Source organism: Carboxydothermus hydrogenoformans Z-2901 (assembly GCF_000012865.1).
Lineage (GTDB): Bacteria > Bacillota > Z-2901 > Carboxydothermales > Carboxydothermaceae > Carboxydothermus > Carboxydothermus hydrogenoformans.
The window spans coordinates 493,187-511,980 of record NC_007503.1; the positions used below are offsets into that span (position 1 = coordinate 493,187).

The window sequence follows — 18,794 nt, forward strand, 5'->3', positions numbered from 1 at the left end:
TTACCGTGGAAAAGGGAGGGAGATTTATGGATGAGTTAAAAAAAGCTTATGAAGAGTGGCAGAAGAAGTATCAGGAAAAATGCCCCGATAAAGATGAAGATTTTGTAACCATTTCCGGTGAACCAATAAAAAGCCTGTATACTCCCCTTGATCTGGAAGGGCATAATTACCTCGAAAAATTAGGATTCCCCGGGGAATATCCCTTTACCCGGGGAATCCACTACAACATGTACCGGGGGAAGGTCTGGACTTTCCGCCAGTTTTCCGGCTTTGCCACTGCCAAGGAAACCAATGAACGGTACAAAATGCTTTTAGCCAAAGGGCAGACCGGTTTATCGGTAGCTTTTGATATGCCTACCATCATGGGGTACGACTCGGACCACCCGCGGGCCGAAGGAGAAGTGGGACGCTGCGGCGTAGCGATCGACTCGTTGGCGGACATGGAAGAGCTTTTTGACGGAATCCCCCTTGACAAGGTGAGCACCTCGATGACCATTAACGGTCCGGCAGCGGTTCTCTGGGCGATGTACATTGCCTGTGCCGAAAAGCAGGGGGTACCCTCGGAAAAGCTTTCCGGCACCATTCAAAACGATATCTTGAAAGAATATATAGCGCAGAAATCCTGGATTTTCCCGCCGGAGCCGTCCATGCGGATTATCACCGATATCTTTGCTTACGGGGCCAAGCACGTGCCCAGGTGGAATACGATAAGCATTTCCGGTTACCATATTCGGGAAGCAGGAGCCACGGCAGTTCAGGAATTAGCTTTTACCTTAGCCGATGGTTTTGCTTATGTGGAGGCGGGAATTAAAGCCGGCCTTGATGTGGATGAGTTTGCTCCGAGACTTTCCTTCTTCTTCAATTCGCACATGGATTTCTTTGAAGAAATAGCTAAATTTAGAGCGGCCCGGCGCATCTGGGCCCGCCGGATGAAAGAGAAGTATGGAGCTAAGAATCCGCGGTCCTGGCTTTTAAGATTTCACACCCAGACGGCGGGCTGCAGTTTAACCGCCCAGCAGCCGGAAAATAATATTGTGCGTACAGCCTTTGAGGCTTTGGCTGCAGTTTTAGGGGGTACCCAGTCCCTCCATACCAACTCCATGGATGAAGTTTTAGCACTGCCTACCGAAAAAGCGGTCACCATAGCTTTAAGAACGCAGCAAATAATTGCCCACGAAACCGGTGTCATTAACACCATTGATCCCTTGGGCGGTTCGTATTATGTGGAAGCGTTAACCGATAAAATGGAGGAGGAAGCGGAAAAATATTTCAAGAAAATTGAGGAACTGGGCGGAGTTATCGAAGCCATTAACAAAGGTTTCTTCCAGCAGGAAATTGCCGATGCGGCTTATCGTTACCAGCAGGCGGTGGAGCGGAAAAAACGGATTATTGTGGGAGTCAATGAATACGTGGAAGAAGATGAAAAGATCGACATTCCGATCTTGAAAATTGATCCCGAGGTGGAAGAGCGGCAAAAACGGAAGTTAAAATCCTTAAGGGCTACCCGGGATAATGAAAAGGTGGAAATTGCCCTGCGGGAGTTAAAAGATGCGGCGCGGGGAACGGATAATTTAATGCCGTATATCTTAAATGCAGTTCGGGTTTATGCCACCGAAGGGGAAATTATTCAAAGCTTAAAAGAAGTGTTTGGGGAATATAAAGAAAAACCGATTTTTTAAGGGAGGGGAGAAGATGGCGCGGAAAATAAGAGTACTGGTTGCAAAACCCGGACTGGACGGTCACGATCGCGGCGCCAAGGTGGTGGCCAGGGCGCTTCGGGATGCGGGCATGGAGGTTATTTATACCGGATTGCATCAGACCCCCGAGCAAATCGTCCAGGCAGCCATTCAGGAAGATGTGGATGTGGTGGGGATCAGCATATTATCCGGTGCCCATATGACCGTTTTTCCCAAGGTAAAAAAGCTTTTAGAGGAAAAGGGAGCGGGAGATATCATCGTCATGGGAGGCGGAATAATACCGGACGATGATAAAAAAGAGCTGATTGAAAAAGGATATGCTGCTGAGCTCTTTACCCCGGGAACCCCTTTAGAGGAGATTATTGAATGGGTCCGGAAAAATGTAAAACCAAAAGAATATTAAAGGGAATATAATAAATCCCCGGTTTTGGCCGGGGATTTTTTTAAATTACTTTTAAACTTTGAAAGCCGGTTTTCAGGGCTTTTTCGTTTACGGCAAGCACTTCCGGTTTATTTTTAAAAATATAGCTTAAATTGAGAGTGGCTGTTTCCAAGGAAATCAGGTTGGTTACGGCTAAAACTGCGCCTAACATCACCATATTGGAAGCCCGGGATTCGCCGATTTTAAGAGCAAGTTCATTGGCTGGTATTTGATGGATATGGATATCACTTTTTATTTCAGGGATGGAAGGGATAAGAGAGCTATTAATAAAAAGATGCCCGCCTTTTTTTACCGTATCTTTAAACTTTAGTAACGAAGGGTAGTTCATTGCTACCAAGACATCGGGCTCGGTAACCACCGGTGAGGCAATGAACTCTTTTTCTATCACTACGCTGCAGTTGGCAGTGCCTCCTCGCATTTCCGGACCGTAAGAAGGGATAAATGAACTATTAAAACCTTCTTTAATGGCAGCATGGGCTAACAGCATGCCCATGGCCATAATACCCTGACCGCCAAAGCCTGCAAAGATAAACTCCATTTTACCACACCCCTTCCGGTTTTTTAAATTCCCCCGGAGGATAATACTGAGCCATTGTTTCTTTAACATACTTTAAAGCTTTTACCGGACTTAAGCCCCAGTTGGTCGGACAGGTGGAGAGGATTTCAACCAGGGAAAAACCTAAACCTTTTTCTTGAACGGTAAAGGCGGTTTTAATCGCTTTTTTAGCTTTTATGACCTGACCGGGATCAAAAAGCGCTACCCGGGCAATATAAGCTACCCCATCTAAAGTGGCCAGCATTTCTGAAACTTTAAGGGGAAAACCGTTATCTTTGGTGCGCCCTTCGGGGGTGGTAGTGGTCTTTTGGCCCATTAAAGTAGTGGGGGCCATTTGCCCTCCGGTCATGCCGTAAATGGAATTATTAATAAAGATTACCGTTATATTTTCTCCCCGGCCTGCGGCGTGAACGATTTCACCCATGCCAATAGAAGCCAGGTCACCGTCTCCCTGATAAGTAAAGACAATTCTATCCGGCAGTGCCCTTTTAATTCCGGTAGCTACTGCCGGGGCTCGCCCGTGGGCAGCTTGCTGCATGTCAAGGTTAAAGTAGTCGTAGGCTAAAACCGAGCAGCCAACGGAGGCAACCCCAATGGTCTTTTCCATGAGTCCCAGTTCGTCGATGACTTCTGCCACCAACCGGTGGGCGATACCGTGGGTACAGCCCGGGCAGTAATGAAAGGGTATCTTGGTTAAGCTTTCCGGCCGGGTTAAAATTTCTGCCATTATTCCTGCCCCCCTTCAAGGATTTCTAAAGTTCTTCTAAAAATTTTCTGGGGTGAGGGGACAATACCGCCGGCGGTACCGTAAAAATAAACCGGTTTTTGGCCTTTTACTGCCCGTTCGACATCTTCGACCATTTGCCCCATGCTCATCTCCACTACCATAAATCCTTTACTCTGGTTAACTTTTTCGGCAATTACGGTATAAGGGAAAGGCCACAGGGTTATCGGCCTGATTAACCCGGCATTGATACCTTTTTCCTTTAAAAGCTCAATTACTTTTAAGGAAAATCGGGCCGAGGAGCCATAGGCTACAAAGAAAAATTCAGCCTCTTCATTTATTACTTCAACCCGGACTTCTTTTTCGGCAATTACTTGATATTTTTTAAAGAGTTTTTGGTTGTGACTGAATAACTTTTCCGGATCAAGGTACAGGGAGTTTATAATGTTGGGTTTCCGGTTCTTCCTTCCACGGGTGGCCCAGGTTTTTTCCTCCAAGGGAAAAGCGGGGATATAGGGTTTTAACGTAACCGACTCCATCATTTGTCCCAGTAAACCGTCGCCCAAGACCATGACCGGGTTTCGGTAGTGGTCGGCTAAATCAAAGGCTAACATTGTATGGTCGTATAATTCTTGAACCGAAGAAGGAGCTAAGACAATTAACCGGTAGTCGCCGTGACCGCCGCCTTTGGTGGCTTGAAAATAATCCGATTGCGAAGGCTGGATGCCTCCAAGGCCGGGACCTCCCCGCATCATATTGACAATTACAGCGGGGAGTTCTGCTGCGGCGAGGTAGGAAATCCCTTCCTGCATTAGACTAATACCCGGGCCGGAAGAGGAAGTCATGGTTCTAACGCCGGCGCCGGCTGCTCCGTAAACCATGTTAATTGCAGCAACTTCGCTTTCAGCTTGCAAAAAGGTGCCACCGGCCCGAGGAAGATGTTTGGCTAAATATTCACCAACTTCGTTTTGGGGGGTGATGGGATAGCCAAAATAAACATTCAGTCCGGCCCTAATTGCCGCTTCGGCCAGCGCTTCATTGCCTTTCATTAAAACCGTTTCCATTTACCTTCCCTCCCTCTGGACCGTGATAGCAAGGTCCGGGCACATGCGGTAGCAGGTACCGCAGGCGGTGCAAACTTCCTGGTCAAAGCTTAGGACGCGGTAGCCCTTTTCATTTAAATTATCGGTAAAAGTTATCGCTTTAACCGGACAAAATTCCACACAAAGACCGCAGGCTTTACAGAGATTTTGAACGTAAATTATTTTTGGCAAGTTAAGCCCTCCTTTGTAAAAGCCGCTTTTTGGCATACATGATTGCAGCTTCCTGGGGAGTTATCTTTTGTTCCCGGGAAAGAGTTAAGACTTCTTTAACTTTATCGTAAATTGTGGCAACCTTAGCTTTTACCCGGTTCTGATCATAACCTTCCGGGTTTAATTCTTCGGCTACGTTAATTACTCCGCCGCCGTTTATGATGAAGTCCGGGACATAAACTATTCCGCGTTCCGCTAAAAGTTTACCGTCTTCCAACTTTGCCAGCTGGTTATTGGCAGCACCGGCAACTATTTTTACTTTAAGCCGGGGAATGGTGTTTTCGTTTAAAATTCCTCCTAAAGCACAGGGAGCAAAGATATCGGCTTTGACATCATAAATTTGCTCTGGTTGAACAAAACGGGCGTTAAAACGTTTTATTGCTTCAGCTACCCTATCCTCAAAAATATCGGTGACAATTAGTTCCGCCCCTTCCTGGTGAAGGTGTTCTAAAAGATACATTCCCACATGGCCTAAACCTTGAACGGCAACTTTTTTGCCCTTAAGGGAAGTATCGCCAAAAACATATTCTAAGGCTGCTTTCATTCCCGTGTAGACACCAAAAGCAGTAAAGGGAGAGGGGTCGCCGCTTTTGGCGGGAAGACCGGCAACATACGGGGTGTGTCTGGATACTTCCAGCATATCTTGCGAGGTAATTCCTACGTCTTCAGCGGTGTAGTACTTGCCCCCTAAAGCGTTTACTGCTTCAGCAAAGCGGGCAAATAGCTCTGAAGACTTATCGGTTCGAGGATCACCAATAATGACCGCTTTACCACCGCCAAGGTTTAAACCCATGGCGGAGTTTTTATAAGTCATTCCTTCGGCAAGCCGCAGGACATCGGTTAAGGCCTCTTCATCACTTTTGTAAAACCACATTCTGCATCCACCAAGAGCAGGACCTAAAACCGTACTGTGGACGGCAATTATGGCTTTAAAGTTAGTTTTTTTATCGGTAGCAAAAAGTACGGTTTCATAACCTTGATAATTTTCCTTTTTAACAATTTCCATCACCGTGCCCCCCAAACTTTTTATTTTAAAAATTTTCAATAAAAAAGACACGCAAAAAGCGTGCCATTTATTAATAAAAGGGATTTATCCGATTGTTGAAATAAAATTCAGATAATGTGAAAAAAATTTCCGGAAAGAAGATACTTATAAAAGGTCAAACTCTTTTAGCTTGTTATACAAACTGCGGGGAGTTATTCCAAGAAGCTGGGCTGCTTTGGTTTTGTTATATTTAGCTTTTTCGAGAGCTTCCTTAACCACCGATTTTTCAAATTCCCGGGTCAGTTTCTTTAAGTTTAAGTCGGAGCTTTGGGTTTTAGAAAAAGAAGTTTGGGGAGTTTCTTCAAAAAGCTTGGGCAGATGTTCGGGGCCCAAGCGATTTTCGGCCAGGGATACTTTTAACATCGCCCGCCCTAAATAATTTTCAAGTTCCCGGATATTTCCCGGCCAGGAATAACTCATTAAATAGCGGAAAACTTCCGGATCAATAAATTTAATATTGCGGCCGTATTCCCTGTTAAGTTTTTGGACAATAGCCCGGGCTAAAGCGGGGATATCGGTTTTACGTTCTCGTAAAGCCGGTAAATTAATGGGGATTACGTTTATCCGGTAATAAAGGTCTTCCCGGAAGGTTTTATTTTTTACCGCTTCTTCTAAGTTTAAATTGGTAGCAGCGATAATCCTTACATCTACCGGAATTGGCTGATTACCGCCTACCCGTACAATTTCCTTTTCCTGAAGAACTCTCAAAAGTTTAGCCTGCAAATTGGAGGAGAGAGTGGTGATTTCATCTAAAAACAGAGTTCCCCCATTGGCTTCTTCAAAGACACCTTTTTTACCGCCTTTTTTAGCCCCGGTAAAAGCCCCTTCTTCGTAGCCAAAAAGTTCACTTTCTAAAAGACTTTCGGTTAAGGCGGCGCAATTGATCCGGATAAAAGGTTTTTTTGCCCTGGGACTCTGGTTATGGATAGCGTGGGCAAATAGTTCCTTACCGGTTCCGGACTCGCCGCGCAGCAAGACAGTAGCGGAAGTCTGGGCTGCTAACTTGGCAAGCTCTATAGCTGAAATTAGTAAGGGATGTTCTCCTATTATATCATCAAAGGTGTAGCGGGCGCTCGAAGCAAGGGAACGCTTTAACCGATCGATTTCTTCGGTAAGTCTTTTTAATTCCGAGACATCGTGAATAACGGCGACGCTTCCTTTTAGGGTGCCGTCGACAATTAGGGGTGCGGCGTTAACCACCACTTCCTTTTTTAAGGGACCGACTTTCATCGTGATATTTTTTATCGGCCTTTTTTCCTGTAGTACTCGAAAATGAACACTTTCCCCTTCGGCAATATCAACCGTTGCCGGTTTACCGATGACATCCTTTTCGGTAAGTCCGGTAAGTTCGGAATAGGCTTTATTGATTAAAAGCCCGTAACCCCGTTCATCGACCACCGAGATAGCGTCTTGCGTACAATCAATAATTGAAGTTAATAAGGTTTTAATTTCCTGAAGGTTGGTTAATTCCTCGGCTAACTTTTGCATGTCAGTAATATCTTTAAAAATAGCAAAGGCACCGATTACTTCTCCAAATTCATTGAAGAGAGGAATCCGGCTGGTAATAATTTTTGCTTGTCCCAAGTCTTGAAACTGGTTGATTTCGGCTTTGCCGGTTTTGAGGATAACGTGCAGCCGGGTGTTAGGGATGGCGTCAACGACGTATTTTCCCAGTGCCTGGTTGCGGTTTATCCCGGTAATTTTTTCGGCAGCGCTATTAAACCAGGTAATAATTCCTTCACGGTTTACCGCAATTAAACCGTCGTGGGCGGAGTTAATTATGGCTTCAAGCTCTTTTTCCTGGTAAAAAAGTTCATCAGCTAAAGATATAAAAAGTTTAGCGATATAGCCGCTAAGATAAGGGATATTTTCCTTTAAGTTTTTTAAAGTTTTTTCGATTTGGGGGTCGCCGGTGGTGTCAATAATAAGATTGGGAGCTTTCGTTAGCCCTTCCTCAAGGGTTGAGAAAACCGGGATATTTAAGTCCTTGGCAATTTTGACCCCCAAAGCTTCCGGGTTTTTTTCTACTGCCATAAGCTTTAAATTACTTTTTTTACCAAGAATTTTTAAAAATCTGGTTCCGCCCTGCCCTAAACCTAAAAGAAGGATCTTAATTGCTTCCATTATCTCACCCTGTAAAATAAATTGTTTTTCCTTAATATATTCGCCGGAAAAATCTTTAAACCTCTATTTTTCGTCAAACCCTTGCATAGGGATTTGGGGTGGGGGTAAGATGTTTTTAGAAGCATTTCTGGAGGGAGATAAAAATGAAAATTATCGATGCTCTTTTTGCGCCAGGACTTACCGGTTTTTATTTTGATGATCAAGAGGCCATTAAAAAAGGTGCGGTACATAACGGGTTCTGGTATGAAGGGAACCCCCAAACTCCCGGTTACAAAAGGATTCGCCAGAAGGGTGAAGCAATTCTGGTTATGCTTGTTTTGGAAAATGGGGAAGTGGCGTATGGCGATTGTGCGGCGGTGCAGTATTCGGGAACGGGAGGTCGGGACCCTCTTTTTACTGCTGAAGAGTTTTTGCCGATCCTGGAAAATGAAATACGCCCGAAGTTAATTGGGCTTGAGTTAAATAGTTTTAGAAACCTTGCTCATATTTTTGACCGGGAGCTAACGGTTAACGGAAAACCTTTACATACCGCTTTAAGATACGGGCTAACCCAGGCGCTTTTAGATGGCGTAGCCCGGGCGCAAAAAAAGCTTATGGCGGAAGTGATAGCGGAGGAATATCAGCTACCGGTGATTCCCGAGCCGGTACCGATTTTTGTTCAAACCGGCGATGACCTATACACCAATGCCGATAAGGCAATTATTAAAAGAGCCGACGTTTTACCCCATGCCCTTATTAATAACGTGGAGGAAAAATTAGGGCGGCAGGGGGAAAAGCTTTTAGCTTACATAAAGTGGTTGAAAAAAAGGATATTTGAGCTGGCTGGTGATGAATATCGTCCGGTGATTCATATTGACGTTTATGGTACCGTCGGTTTAATTTTTGCCAATGACCTTGAGAAAATTGCCGGTTACCTTGCAACTTTAGCTCATGAGGCGGCTCCCTTTAAGCTTAGAATTGAAGGACCGGTAGATATGGGAAGCCTCTGGGGGCAAATCGAGGCTCTATCTAAGTTAAGGGAAATAATTGACCGAAGAGGGATTCCCGTGGAAATTGTGGCCGATGAATGGTGTAATACCTTGGAAGACATTAAATTATTTGCTGACCATAAAGCGGGACATATGGTTCAGATTAAAACTCCCGACTTGGGCGGGATAAACAACGTTGTGGAGGCGGTGCTTTACGCCAAAATGAAGGGTATAGGTGCATATCTGGGAGGTACCTGCAACGAAACCGACCGCTCAGCGCAAATTTCGGTACATTTGGCTCTGGCAACCCGCCCGGACCAGATGTTAGCCAAACCCGGGATGGGGTTGGATGAAGGGTTAATGATTGTTTATAATGAAATGCAGCGAGCAATTGCCCTGTTAAAGAGGCGAGGAGGTAAATAAATGGAAAAGGTGAAAATCCTATCCCCTACCGCTATTTTGGGGTACGGCTTTCCGGTTAAATCTTTTGAAGCTGGATTGGAAAAAAAGCCAGATGTTATCGCTGTTGATGCTGGTTCGGTCGACCCCGGACCGTATTATTTAGGAGCCGGAAAATCGTTTACCCAGCGGGCTGCGGTAAAAAGGGACCTTTATTACATGCTTAAAGCTTGTGTGGAACTAAATATTCCGCTGTTAATTGGTACTGCCGGGGGAGCCGGCGGCAGGGTTCATTTAATGGAAGTAGTAGAAATTATCAAAGAACTGGCTTTTGAAAATGATCTTTCCTTTAAAATGGCGGTTATTGATACCGAAATAGATAAAGAGTGGTTAAAAGATAAAGTTAGACAAAGGAAAACCAAACCGTTAGGAAATTTACCGGATTTAACCATTGAGGAAATTGAGGAAGCGGTGCGGATTGTGGCCCAGGCGGGAATGGAGCCGTTTATCAAAGCGTTAAAAGCCGGTGCTCAGGTAATCGTGGCGGGAAGAGCTTTTGACCCGGCGGTTTTTGCTGCCTATCCGGTGGCCCACGGTTTTGATGTGGGTTTATCCCTGCATTTGGGGAAAATACTGGAATGTGCGGCGATTGCTACCGAACCGGGCAGCGGCAGCGACTGCTTGATGGGGGAACTTGACCGGGAAGGATTTGTAGTTTACCCCTTAAATCCCGAACGGCGGGCTACACCCCTTTCGGTATCTGCCCATTCCCTTTATGAAAAAACTAGTCCCTTTGAGTTACACGGTCCGGGTGGTAAGCTTGACCTCTCCCAGGTGAACTTTCAAGCAGTAGATGACCGGACGGTGAGGGTTACCGGTACTAAATTCATTAAAACCCCCAATTACTACCTGAAAATTGAGGGCGTAAAAAGAGTAGGATTCCGGGCCATTAGCATTGCCGGCAGCAGGGACCCGAAATTTATTGAAAATTTCCAGTCCATAGCATCAGGGGTAAAAAAACGGGTGGAAGATAATTTTCCAGAACTTGCGGGAAAGTATTATCTAAACTTTATAGCTTACGGGATAAACGGTGTTATGGGGGCGTTAGAGCCGGAAAACAAGCTTTCCCATGAAATTGGGATTGTTATGGATGTGGTGGCGGAAGATAAAAATACTGCCGAACAGATATTAAGTTTTACCCGCAGTACCATGCTCCATTTTGGTTTTCCCGGGCGAATTTCCACCGCCGGAAATCTGGCGTTTTCCTTCTCTCCTTCGGATATTCCGGTTGGCGATGTTTATAATTTCTCCATCCACCATTTGGTGGAAGTGGAAGATCCGGAAAAGCTTTTTCCCATCGAACACATTGAAATAGGAGGTAGAGGCGGTGGTAAAACTTATTGATATTGCCAAAGTAATCCGGAGTAAAAACTCCGGACCTTTTGAGCTTACTTTTGACATTATTTTTAAAGATAAGGAAATTTACGAAAAGGTTAAAGGGAAAAAAGCTATTAATAGCGAATTAATAAAAAGGCTTTATAAAATTTCTGAAGACAAAATAATAGGTATTTATTATTTTGATCCGGCACTGGCGGTGAAGTTTACTATAGTACGTCCCCTGCCAGCAGGACACCTGGGAGAAACCGATATTTACGGGGCCCAGCAGCATGCACCGCTTTTAAATGCAGAACTTGAACTGTAAAGGAGAGGCAAAATGGGGAGAATTGAGGTCATTACCGGTCCAATGTTCTCCGGGAAATCGGAGGAACTGGTGCGCAGAGCCTTGCGGCTTATGTATGCTAAGAAAAAAGTAATAGCATTTCACCATGCTCTGGATAATCGCTTCGGGCATAAAAAAATAGTCAGTAGGAGCGGGTTTGAACTGGAATCCTACCCGGTTCAAAATTTTGCTTTTGAGGTAATCTGGGATTTAGCAAAAGATTATGATGCGGTTTTAGTTGATGAAGCTCAATTTTTTAGTGACGAACTGGTGGATACCTGTTTAAATTTGCGCCGGCGTTCGAAAATTGTGGTGGTTTCCGGTTTGGATTTGGATGTTTACGAAAATCCTTTTGGCCCAATGCCGAAACTGTTAGCTCTGGCTGACAGGGTGGATAAATTAAAAGCCGTTTGTTTTGAATGCGGAGAGGAAGCTACGATATCATATCGTTTATCGGGGGAGAAGGAACAAATAGTGGTTGGAGACAAAAATTACATCGCCCTGTGTTACCGCTGTTATTATGCCAAGAAAAAAGAAGAGCGGTAGAACGCTACCGCTCGTAGTAACGGCATTTTTCCCGGGAACAGCCGTGGGGGTGCTTTAGATATTCGCTGCATGATATTTTATAATTGAGGGGCAGATTGAAAATTTACCCCTCATGATTATTTTAAGAAAGAAGGGGTAGTATGGACATTAGAGAAATTTTGACCCGTTTTAAAAATATTGCGGTGGTAGGGGTTTCCGATAAGCCGGAACGCCCGAGTTATCAGGTAGCAAAATTTTTAATGGAAAAAGGGTACAGGGTTTTTCCTGTAAATCCTAACTTGGATAGTTTTCTTGGCCAAAAAGCTTATAGGTCTTTAGAAGAAATTCCAGAAACGGTGGAAATTGTGGATGTTTTTCGCAAGACTGAAGAAGTACCGGCAATAGCTAAGTCTTCCGTGACTATTGGTGCTAAGGTTTTATGGCAGCAGGAGGGAGTAAATAGCCCGGAAGCTAAGGAAATTGCCGAAGCTGCCGGTTTAATTGTTATTGCCGATCGCTGTATCAAAAAAGAATATCTTAAAAATTTCCCTTAAAAAGGGGTGAAGGTTAAATGGCCAATTGCACCGAGGTAATGGTAAAGGAACATGAACTTATCTTGAGAATGTTAGATATTTTAGAAACCGGAGCGGACAAGCTTTCCCGGGGAGAGTTTGTTCCGCCGGAAGTATTTACCGGAGCGGTTATTTTTATCCGGGAGTTTGCTGATCGCTTTCATCACGGCAAAGAAGAAGATGTGTTTTTCCCTGCTCTGTATGAAGCGGGAATGCCGGAAGAAAACAGCCCTCAGGAGCTTTTAAATTTAGAGCACAAACTCGGGCGAAGGTTTGTGGGGCGCCTGGATGAGGCAGCAGAGCAGTACATGGATGGGGATGACGGAGCAATACCGGCAGTGGTGGAAGCTGCCCGCGACTATGTAAGGCTCTTACGGCAGCATATTTTAAAGGAAAATGAGGGGCTTTTTCCTGTGGCTGAACGCCTTATGAGCGATAGCTTAAAGGAAAGGGTAAACCAGAACTATGCGGAAGTTGAAAGGGAAAGATTTCCCGAAGACACGGTGCTAAGATTTACCCAGTTAGTGGAACGTTTTGAACATTTACTGGATATAAAGAAAAATTAACCTGGAGGTTTTTATGGAGTACCGGTGGAGAGTAATGTGGGTAGTGGCTCTTGGGACTTTTATGGCGCCACTGGATGCCAGCGTTGTGAATATTGCCCTTCTTTCAATAATTAAAGATTTTAAGGCAAGTTTAGCGACCGGAGAATGGGTAATTTTAATTTACCTTCTTTTCATCAGCACTCTTTTGCTGACTTATGGACGCCTGGGGGATTTGTACGGTAAAAAATTGGTTTACGTTACGGGCTTTGTAGTTTTCACTGTTGGTTCTTTGTTATGCGGTCTTTCCCCGACCCTTGGTTTTTTAATAGGAGCGCGGGTTATCCAATCCCTTGGCGCAGGGATGATGATGGCCATGGCGCCGGCAATTGTTACCGAAGTTTTTCCATCGCAGGAACGGGGAAAGGCTTTGGGGATTAATGGCATGATGGTGGCTGCAGCTCTGGCTTTTGGGCCTTCTGCCGGGGGATTTTTAACTCACTTTTTCGGGTGGCGTTCCGTGTTTTTTATTAATCTCCCTATTGGATTAATTGGGAGTATTTTGGCCTTTAAAATAATTAAGAACGATTTCACGCGGGAAAAACATTCCTTTGATTTTCTCGGGGCTTTTTTAAGCTTTCTTGGTCTTGGAAGCCTTTTAATCCTTCTTACCTTTTTTGAAAAATACGGCTTTACCCATCCCTTAATGATTGGTGCCTTGGTTATTTCAATCCTGGCTTTTCTTTTGTTTTTATACACCGAAAAAAAGGTTTCTGAACCAATGGTGGATTTGGGCTTATTTAAAAATCGTGATTTTTCGTTTAGTAACTTAAGTGCTTTTTTAAGCTATGTTGCCTTGTATCAAGTGGTGTTTTTAATGCCGATTTATCTGCAACAGTTGCGACATTTTACTCCCGAAAAAGCAGGAATGGTAATGTCGGTGCATCCGTTACTAACAATGATTGTAGCTCCTTTAAGCGGAAGCCTTTCCGACAAAATCGGTTCGAAGGTTTTAGCCCCTTTGGGAATGACGGTTATGGCTTTAGGGTTATTTGCCCTTTCCCGTTTAAATAGCGAGACAACAGTTGGCATAATTATCTTATCTTTAATGTTAATCGGGCTTGGCAGTGCCATTTTTCAGTCGCCCAACAACAGCACTATAATGGGGAGTGTGCCGAAAAATCGCCTGGGAACCGCTTCCGGGTTTCTGGCGACAATGCGCAATGTCGGAATGGTAATGGGAGTAGCCGTTGCCGGGGCCGTGTTTACCGGCCGGCGTACTTATTATTTAACTTATTATTTGCAAAATCACTATACTAAAGAACTTGCAACCGTAAAAGCCTTTGTTTTAGCTTTTAGGGAAGCATTTTTAGTGGGCGCTTTTATTGCCCTGTTGTCGGCTGCAGCTTCACTGGTAAGATCCCGGGGGCGAAAAGAAAAGCTTTTACAAAAATAATTCTGGAGTGTTTACTATGGCCTTAAAAGAACTGGCGAAAAACTTCTGGCGGAAAAACTTTAATTTAAAACCCTTTGAAAAAGTAATAATTGTTTTTGATAATAAACGGGAAGAGCTGGCGCGGGCTCTTTCCGAAACTGCCGTCATGTTTAAAGCCGATTTGGGCCTGGTAAAAATTTATGATTCGGAGCTTCCTCCGGATATCGAAGACCGTCTGGTCGGGGCGGACGTAGTTGTCTTTTTAACCGAAAAATCTTATTCTCACCATCCCTTAAGGGTAAAGGCTTGTGAGGCAGGAGCAAGAATTGCCAGTCTTCCCAAAATAACTTCGGAAATCTTTAAAAGAGCTGCTCAGGCGGATTACGAAAAATTGGCGGCCAGAACGAAAACTTTGGCGGACCTTTTAACCGGTGCTTCTGAAGTCAAAATAACCTCTTCCCTTGGGACCAATTTTACGGTAAATATTCGGGGGAAAGAAGGCTTGCTGGATATCGGAAACTTTACCGAGCCCGGTAATTTTGGCAATTTTCCGGCGGGGGAAGCATCTTTGGCACCGGTCTTAGAGGGAACTTCAGGGGTTTTGGTGGTGGATGGCCGAAAAAAGCTTTTTGGACCTCACCCCTTGATTGTTCGGGTGGAAGACGGCCGGGTGGTGAGTGTTGAGGGGCCCGGGAGTACGGTGCTGGAGGAGTATTTTAATCAGTACGGAGAGAAAGCTCGCCTTATCGGTGAGTTTGGGATTGGCAGTAACGAGCAGGCACATATAGAAAGTATTCCCCTGGAAGCGGAAAAAGCAATGGGAACGGTCCACTTAGCCCTTGGCAATAATTTATCCTTTGGCGGCGAAAACGATGTTCGCTTTCACCTGGATTTAATCATTACTCAGCCTACGGTAGCGTTAGATGGGAATGTAATTATCAAGAAAGGTAAGCTTTTAATTTGACCGTTTGGGGGCAAAAAACGACCGTTTACCCCAAAAAAGATGAATATTGACATTGAATCCCCTAAAATTTATACAGGGGGTTTTTTTATGCGGATGGTTCATCAGGTTAAAGGTGTTGTCTACTTTGTGGAAGATGACTGTTTAAGAACCGGCTTTAATTATCTCATTCGCTACCCGCAGTTAATTTATCCCCTGGTAGGCTATAAGGGAAGGCTTTTGGGAGCTGTTGAGCTTTCTTCGCTGCTCTATGCTATATCCACTATGCAAAGCCATGCAACGCCAATAAAAATGTACGTTCGGGGCGATTATCCCGTGCTTCCGGCCGGTTTAAGGAAAGAAAAACTTTTAGAAATCTTTGTTCGGGAACCTTTTTTGTGGTATTTGCAGGAAAATGAAGGTAAAGGCTTTGCCGGCCTGGCTTTGGGATATAAACTGCTACAGGATGGAATTAGTGAGGGAAAAGTAGAAGCGGCTACGGTTAAAAAATTCAGTGAGCTTTTTGGCGAAGAATTTTATAAAAGCTTAAAAATTTTGGATGCAGGACAAATATCTTTTTTGTTTAAAAAATTTTTAATGATTGCGACTTATAAAGCTTTTAATTTTAAAGCGGTGTATCCCTACCTTGATTTATCTTCCTTGGAGGAAAAAATTATTGAACTAAGTCTTAAACTTAATAACGGCCAGAAAGCTGAACTTTCCAAAATTGCCGGATTTAAAAGATCGGCTTTGTATCAACAGCTTAAGGGCCAAGCCAGGGAGGGGAAAAAAGCTTGAATTTACTTCACGACCAGCCGCTAATTTTGGACTTAACCCGCCTTTTACCCGGTCCCTATGGTACGTTTCTATTGGCAGCGTACGGGGCGAAGGTGATCAAAATTGAAGAACCGGTGGTCGGGGACTATTTAAAAAGTATGTTTAGTTCTGATGGCAAGGAGTCATTTATTTATCGGGTCTTAAACGCCGATAAAGAAAAAATTTATTTAAACCTTAAAGATGCCAGTGATCGGGAAAAATTTTTAGATTTAGTTAAGGAGGCTAATGTTTTAGTGGAAAGCTTTCGCCCCAAGGTTATGGAACGTTTGGGCATAGGTTTTAAGAGGCTTAAAGAAATAAATCCAAAGCTTATTTACATTAACCTGGGGGGCTATCTGGAGGGGTCCGAGGAGGCAGAAAAAGCGGGACATGACATAAACTATCTGGCGCAAAGTGGAATCCTGGGGGATACCTATAAGGATGGACCGGTGATCCTTGGAGCACCAATTGCTGATTTTGCCGGAGGACTTGCCTTGAGCTCCCTGGTGATGGGTGGCTTATATTATCAGCAACTTACGGGACAGGGGATGTATATCCAAATAGGAATGGCAGAGCTTATGAAAAGCTGGGGTGTACTGGCTGCCGCCGTTTACGGTGAAAAAAATAAAGTTCCGGGCCCGGGTAAAGGAATCTTAAAAGGTGGGGTAGTTTGCTACAATATCTATCGAGCTAAAGATGGGTACTTAGCCCTGGGAGCTTTGGAAGAAAAGTTCTGGTTAAATTTTTTAAGGGCTCTTGGGCGGGAAGATTTAAAACCGGGGCAGTTTACCCCGGCGGTCAAGGGAAACCGGTACTATGACGAAGTTTGCGCTATCTTTGCTAATTTGACATTAATTGAGGTGGAGAAGCTTTTTAAGGATGTAGATTGTTGTCTGACTCCTGTGAAAGAGCTAAAGGATATTGCAACCTCCGATGTGGTGGAAGGTAGCGAGAAAGCTCTGGGATTTTTCCGGGTAGAAAGGTAAGTTGACGTGTTTAAGATATTTTTCTTTTGGTAAAAGGGATAATTTTTGTGGTAATGTTTAACTCCTCCATAAGCCTTTTTCTTTCCAAAAAGAGGTTTTCATTTAGCTTGTAAAAGTTTTCCCAGTATTCGTTTAACCAGGACATGGGAATATAAGCTTTTTGATTTATTTTAAATACCGGAAAATTGCCGTGAAGGATACGGTATAGATTTTCTTGCCGCTTGATTTCTTTCTCAATTTTGTTTAACTTGATACTTAATAACATTTTTCTATCCATTTTAACACCCCAAGGAAATTGTAACATAAATTTACAAAATTTACAATATTATAATGAAAGGTTTTGGTTTTATGAACTTTCAGTTAAATTTGGGGAAGATATTAAAGCGCGCTGCCAGCTACTTTGGGGAAAAAACCATCGTATCTTATGAAGCTCTGGAGCGAAAGGAGATAACTTATAGAGAGTTTTACTCCCGGGTCTTGGCTTTAATTGGTTATTTAAAAGCTCTGGGGGTTAAAAGAGGAAGTCGGGTAGGGGTTTTTGCCTGGAATAATTTAGCCCATTTAATGCTTTATTATGCGGTGCCTTGCTCCGAAGCAGTTTTACACCCGGTAAATTTACGGTACAGCAAAGAGCAAATGCTTTATACCATAAATCACGCTGAAGATGAAGTTTTATTTGTGGAAAAGGAATTTTTGCCTTTAGTGGCGGAAATAAAAAGCGAACTTCAGAGAGTGCAACAAATATTACCTTTAGACGCGGTTTTTACAAATTTTGTTTCTTTTGCCGAAAATTTTGACCAAATTCCGGAAGACCTTCCGGCAAAATTATGTTATACCACCGCAACCACCGGGACTCCCAAAGGCGTAATGTATTCTCACCGGGACCTGTATCTGCAAAGCATGGCTCTTTGCATGACCGATAGTTTTGGCATATCGGAGAAAGAACGAATATTAATCATGGTTCCGATGTTTCACGTAAATTCCTGGGGAATTCCTTATGCTGCGGCAATGGTAGGTGCTACGATGGTCTTACCCGGGGGAAATTTTAAAGGGCAATTTTTAGCTAAAATAATTTCTGAAGAAAAAGTAAGTTTAGCTGCAGGAGTACCTACCGTTTTCCAGGAAATTTTAAAAGCAGCGCAAAGCGAAAATATTGATTTGGGAAGCCTGCGAACTGTTCTGGTGGGTGGAGCTCCCCTTACCAGAGAAATTATTGAGGGATTTGCCCGATATGGTGTTGAAGTTCGTCAGGTCTATGGACTTACCGAAACCGCGCCTTTTGTAGCAAGTAATTACCAGAAATCAACCCTCGTCCATCTTAGCGAAGAAGAAAAGAAAAAACAGCAGCTAAAAATCGGCCTTCCCGCTCCTGGCGTTGAGGTAAGGGTGGTGGGCAAAGATGGAAAGGATGTGCCCTGGGATGGGGAATCCATTGGCGAGCTCTGGTTAAAAGGTCCCTGGCTTGCCCGGGAATATTACAATGATGAAAAGCATACCCGGGAAGCTTTTGTGGATGGCTGGTTTAGAACTTTTGATTTAGTTAAAATTGATGCGTTAGGGTATATTGAGTTTTGCGACCGGGAAAAAGATGTAATAAAAAGCGGTGGGGAATGGATTTCCTCGGTGGCGGTGGAGAAATATCTTCTGTCCCACCCCGATGTAAAAGAAGCGGCGGTGGTAGGTTTACCCCATCCCCTCTGGCAGGAACGACCGGTAGCCTTTGTGACTCTATGGGAACAGGCAAAGGTAACCGAAGAAGAACTTCTAAGTTATTTGCGGAGTAAACTTCTTTCCTTCTGGGTTCCCGACCGCATACTTTTTTTACGGGAGTTGCCCCGTAATTCGGTAGGTAAAGTAGCCAAAAAATTACTGCGGGAAAAATATCATGATTTATTGCTTAAAAACCCGAACGAAAGGGAAAAAGTATAAAAGTATAAAAGCAGATTTTTAATGGGAATAATACCATACTAAGTGGTGCCAATTTACCCGT

General features: G+C 44.0%; 20 protein-coding genes. 13 read left to right on the forward strand and 7 right to left on the reverse strand.

Annotated features, from left to right (window positions below; translation table 11 throughout):
- Positions 1-26: 26 nt before the first annotated feature.
- Positions 27-1,679, forward strand: coding sequence for an acyl-CoA mutase large subunit family protein (locus tag CHY_RS02565; RefSeq protein WP_028051349.1), 1,653 nt, complete (start codon positions 27-29; stop codon positions 1,677-1,679).
- Between the two features lie 13 nt (positions 1,680-1,692).
- Positions 1,693-2,100 carry a cobalamin B12-binding domain-containing protein gene (locus CHY_RS02570; RefSeq protein WP_028051350.1) on the forward strand — a complete coding sequence of 136 codons (408 nt, stop codon included), beginning with the start codon at positions 1,693-1,695 and terminating at the stop codon, positions 2,098-2,100.
- Positions 2,101-2,140: 40 nt separating this feature from the next.
- Here CHY_RS02570 and CHY_RS02575 read toward each other — a convergent pair whose 3' ends face one another.
- The 6 genes from CHY_RS02575 to CHY_RS02600 all read right to left on the reverse strand — a co-directional run bounded on the left by CHY_RS02575 (position 2,141) and on the right by CHY_RS02600 (position 7,901).
- Entirely contained in the window at positions 2,141-2,677 is a 537-nt protein-coding gene (locus CHY_RS02575) for a 2-oxoacid:acceptor oxidoreductase family protein (protein ID WP_011343507.1), read from the reverse strand.
- A gap of 1 nt (position 2,678) precedes the next feature.
- Positions 2,679-3,422 (reverse strand): thiamine pyrophosphate-dependent enzyme, encoded by a 744-nt coding sequence (locus CHY_RS02580; RefSeq protein WP_011343508.1) that lies wholly within the window; start codon positions 3,420-3,422, stop codon positions 2,679-2,681.
- Positions 3,422-4,483 (reverse strand): 3-methyl-2-oxobutanoate dehydrogenase subunit VorB, encoded by a 1,062-nt coding sequence (locus tag CHY_RS02585; RefSeq protein WP_011343509.1) that lies wholly within the window; start codon positions 4,481-4,483, stop codon positions 3,422-3,424. Before CHY_RS02585 ends, CHY_RS02580 begins: the two co-directional genes overlap by 1 nt.
- On the reverse strand, positions 4,484-4,693 hold the full coding sequence (locus CHY_RS02590; RefSeq protein ID WP_011343510.1) for a 4Fe-4S binding protein: 210 nt from the start codon (positions 4,691-4,693) through the stop codon (positions 4,484-4,486).
- Position 4,694: 1 nt separating this feature from the next.
- The gene (locus tag CHY_RS02595) at positions 4,695-5,738 is read right to left on the reverse strand and encodes a Glu/Leu/Phe/Val family dehydrogenase (protein WP_011343511.1); all 1,044 of its coding nucleotides are present in this window, start codon (positions 5,736-5,738) and stop codon (positions 4,695-4,697) included.
- A gap of 144 nt (positions 5,739-5,882) precedes the next feature.
- Positions 5,883-7,901: a sigma-54 interaction domain-containing protein gene (locus CHY_RS02600; RefSeq protein ID WP_011343513.1), complete on the reverse strand. Its 2,019-nt coding sequence runs from the start codon at positions 7,899-7,901 to the stop codon at positions 5,883-5,885.
- Between the two features lie 143 nt (positions 7,902-8,044).
- Here CHY_RS02600 and CHY_RS02605 point away from each other — a divergent pair, with 143 nt between their 5' ends.
- The 10 genes from CHY_RS02605 (at position 8,045) to CHY_RS02650 (ending at position 16,804) form a co-directional block, all read left to right on the forward strand.
- Entirely contained in the window at positions 8,045-9,292 is a 1,248-nt protein-coding gene (locus tag CHY_RS02605; RefSeq protein WP_011343514.1) for a methylaspartate ammonia-lyase, read from the forward strand.
- Positions 9,293-10,672: an acyclic terpene utilization AtuA family protein gene (locus CHY_RS02610; RefSeq protein WP_011343515.1), complete on the forward strand. Its 1,380-nt coding sequence runs from the start codon at positions 9,293-9,295 to the stop codon at positions 10,670-10,672.
- Complete coding sequence (locus tag CHY_RS02615; RefSeq protein ID WP_011343516.1) at positions 10,656-10,970, forward strand: DUF4387 domain-containing protein; 315 nt, start codon at positions 10,656-10,658, stop codon at positions 10,968-10,970. The genes CHY_RS02610 and CHY_RS02615 overlap by 17 nt, the downstream gene beginning before the upstream one ends.
- Positions 10,971-10,982: 12 nt before the next feature.
- Positions 10,983-11,534, forward strand: coding sequence for a thymidine kinase (locus CHY_RS02620; protein ID WP_011343517.1), 552 nt, complete (start codon positions 10,983-10,985; stop codon positions 11,532-11,534).
- A gap of 140 nt (positions 11,535-11,674) precedes the next feature.
- Complete coding sequence (locus CHY_RS02625; protein WP_011343518.1) at positions 11,675-12,067, forward strand: CoA-binding protein; 393 nt, start codon at positions 11,675-11,677, stop codon at positions 12,065-12,067.
- 17 nt (positions 12,068-12,084) lie between these two features.
- Positions 12,085-12,651 (forward strand): hemerythrin domain-containing protein, encoded by a 567-nt coding sequence (locus tag CHY_RS02630; protein ID WP_011343519.1) that lies wholly within the window; start codon positions 12,085-12,087, stop codon positions 12,649-12,651.
- 13 nt (positions 12,652-12,664) lie between these two features.
- On the forward strand, positions 12,665-14,083 hold the full coding sequence (locus tag CHY_RS02635) for an MFS transporter (RefSeq protein ID WP_011343520.1): 1,419 nt from the start codon (positions 12,665-12,667) through the stop codon (positions 14,081-14,083).
- A gap of 16 nt (positions 14,084-14,099) precedes the next feature.
- Entirely contained in the window at positions 14,100-15,026 is a 927-nt protein-coding gene (locus tag CHY_RS02640; protein WP_011343521.1) for an aminopeptidase, read from the forward strand.
- A gap of 87 nt (positions 15,027-15,113) precedes the next feature.
- Positions 15,114-15,800 (forward strand): hypothetical protein, encoded by a 687-nt coding sequence (locus CHY_RS02645; protein ID WP_011343522.1) that lies wholly within the window; start codon positions 15,114-15,116, stop codon positions 15,798-15,800.
- The gene (locus CHY_RS02650) at positions 15,797-16,804 is read left to right on the forward strand and encodes a CaiB/BaiF CoA transferase family protein (protein ID WP_011343523.1); all 1,008 of its coding nucleotides are present in this window, start codon (positions 15,797-15,799) and stop codon (positions 16,802-16,804) included. Before CHY_RS02645 ends, CHY_RS02650 begins: the two co-directional genes overlap by 4 nt.
- Before the next feature lie 10 nt (positions 16,805-16,814).
- On the opposite strand, the gene CHY_RS02655 is transcribed toward CHY_RS02650, so the two are convergent.
- Positions 16,815-17,081, reverse strand: a complete 267-nt coding sequence (locus CHY_RS02655) for a hypothetical protein (RefSeq protein WP_011343524.1) — start codon at positions 17,079-17,081, stop codon at positions 16,815-16,817.
- 71 nt (positions 17,082-17,152) lie between these two features.
- Between CHY_RS02655 and CHY_RS02660 the strand changes: the two genes are divergently transcribed.
- A complete protein-coding gene (locus tag CHY_RS02660) occupies positions 17,153-18,733 on the forward strand; it encodes a long-chain-fatty-acid--CoA ligase (protein ID WP_041537843.1) in 1,581 nt (526 codons plus the stop codon).
- Positions 18,734-18,794 lie beyond the last annotated feature (61 nt).

What these genes read in the sequence shown, in the direction of transcription:
- CHY_RS02565 (WP_028051349.1), top strand. Translation starts at nt 27, where the DNA reads ATGGATGAGTTAAAAAAAGCTTATGAAGAGTGGCAGAAGAAGTATCAG.
- CHY_RS02570 (WP_028051350.1), top strand. Translation starts at nt 1,693, where the DNA reads ATGGCGCGGAAAATAAGAGTACTGGTTGCAAAACCCGGACTGGACGGT.
- CHY_RS02575 (WP_011343507.1), bottom strand. Translation starts at nt 2,677, where the DNA reads ATGGAGTTTATCTTTGCAGGCTTTGGCGGTCAGGGTATTATGGCCATG.
- CHY_RS02580 (WP_011343508.1), bottom strand. Translation starts at nt 3,422, where the DNA reads ATGGCAGAAATTTTAACCCGGCCGGAAAGCTTAACCAAGATACCCTTT.
- CHY_RS02585 (WP_011343509.1), bottom strand. Translation starts at nt 4,483, where the DNA reads ATGGAAACGGTTTTAATGAAAGGCAATGAAGCGCTGGCCGAAGCGGCA.
- CHY_RS02595 (WP_011343511.1), bottom strand. Translation starts at nt 5,738, where the DNA reads ATGGAAATTGTTAAAAAGGAAAATTATCAAGGTTATGAAACCGTACTT.
- CHY_RS02600 (WP_011343513.1), bottom strand. Translation starts at nt 7,901, where the DNA reads ATGGAAGCAATTAAGATCCTTCTTTTAGGTTTAGGGCAGGGCGGAACC.
- CHY_RS02605 (WP_011343514.1), top strand. Translation starts at nt 8,045, where the DNA reads ATGAAAATTATCGATGCTCTTTTTGCGCCAGGACTTACCGGTTTTTAT.
- CHY_RS02610 (WP_011343515.1), top strand. Translation starts at nt 9,293, where the DNA reads ATGGAAAAGGTGAAAATCCTATCCCCTACCGCTATTTTGGGGTACGGC.
- CHY_RS02620 (WP_011343517.1), top strand. Translation starts at nt 10,983, where the DNA reads ATGGGGAGAATTGAGGTCATTACCGGTCCAATGTTCTCCGGGAAATCG.
- CHY_RS02625 (WP_011343518.1), top strand. Translation starts at nt 11,675, where the DNA reads ATGGACATTAGAGAAATTTTGACCCGTTTTAAAAATATTGCGGTGGTA.
- CHY_RS02630 (WP_011343519.1), top strand. Translation starts at nt 12,085, where the DNA reads ATGGCCAATTGCACCGAGGTAATGGTAAAGGAACATGAACTTATCTTG.
- CHY_RS02635 (WP_011343520.1), top strand. Translation starts at nt 12,665, where the DNA reads ATGGAGTACCGGTGGAGAGTAATGTGGGTAGTGGCTCTTGGGACTTTT.
- CHY_RS02640 (WP_011343521.1), top strand. Translation starts at nt 14,100, where the DNA reads ATGGCCTTAAAAGAACTGGCGAAAAACTTCTGGCGGAAAAACTTTAAT.
- CHY_RS02645 (WP_011343522.1), top strand. Translation starts at nt 15,114, where the DNA reads ATGCGGATGGTTCATCAGGTTAAAGGTGTTGTCTACTTTGTGGAAGAT.
- CHY_RS02655 (WP_011343524.1), bottom strand. Translation starts at nt 17,081, where the DNA reads ATGGATAGAAAAATGTTATTAAGTATCAAGTTAAACAAAATTGAGAAA.
- CHY_RS02660 (WP_041537843.1), top strand. Translation starts at nt 17,153, where the DNA reads ATGAACTTTCAGTTAAATTTGGGGAAGATATTAAAGCGCGCTGCCAGC.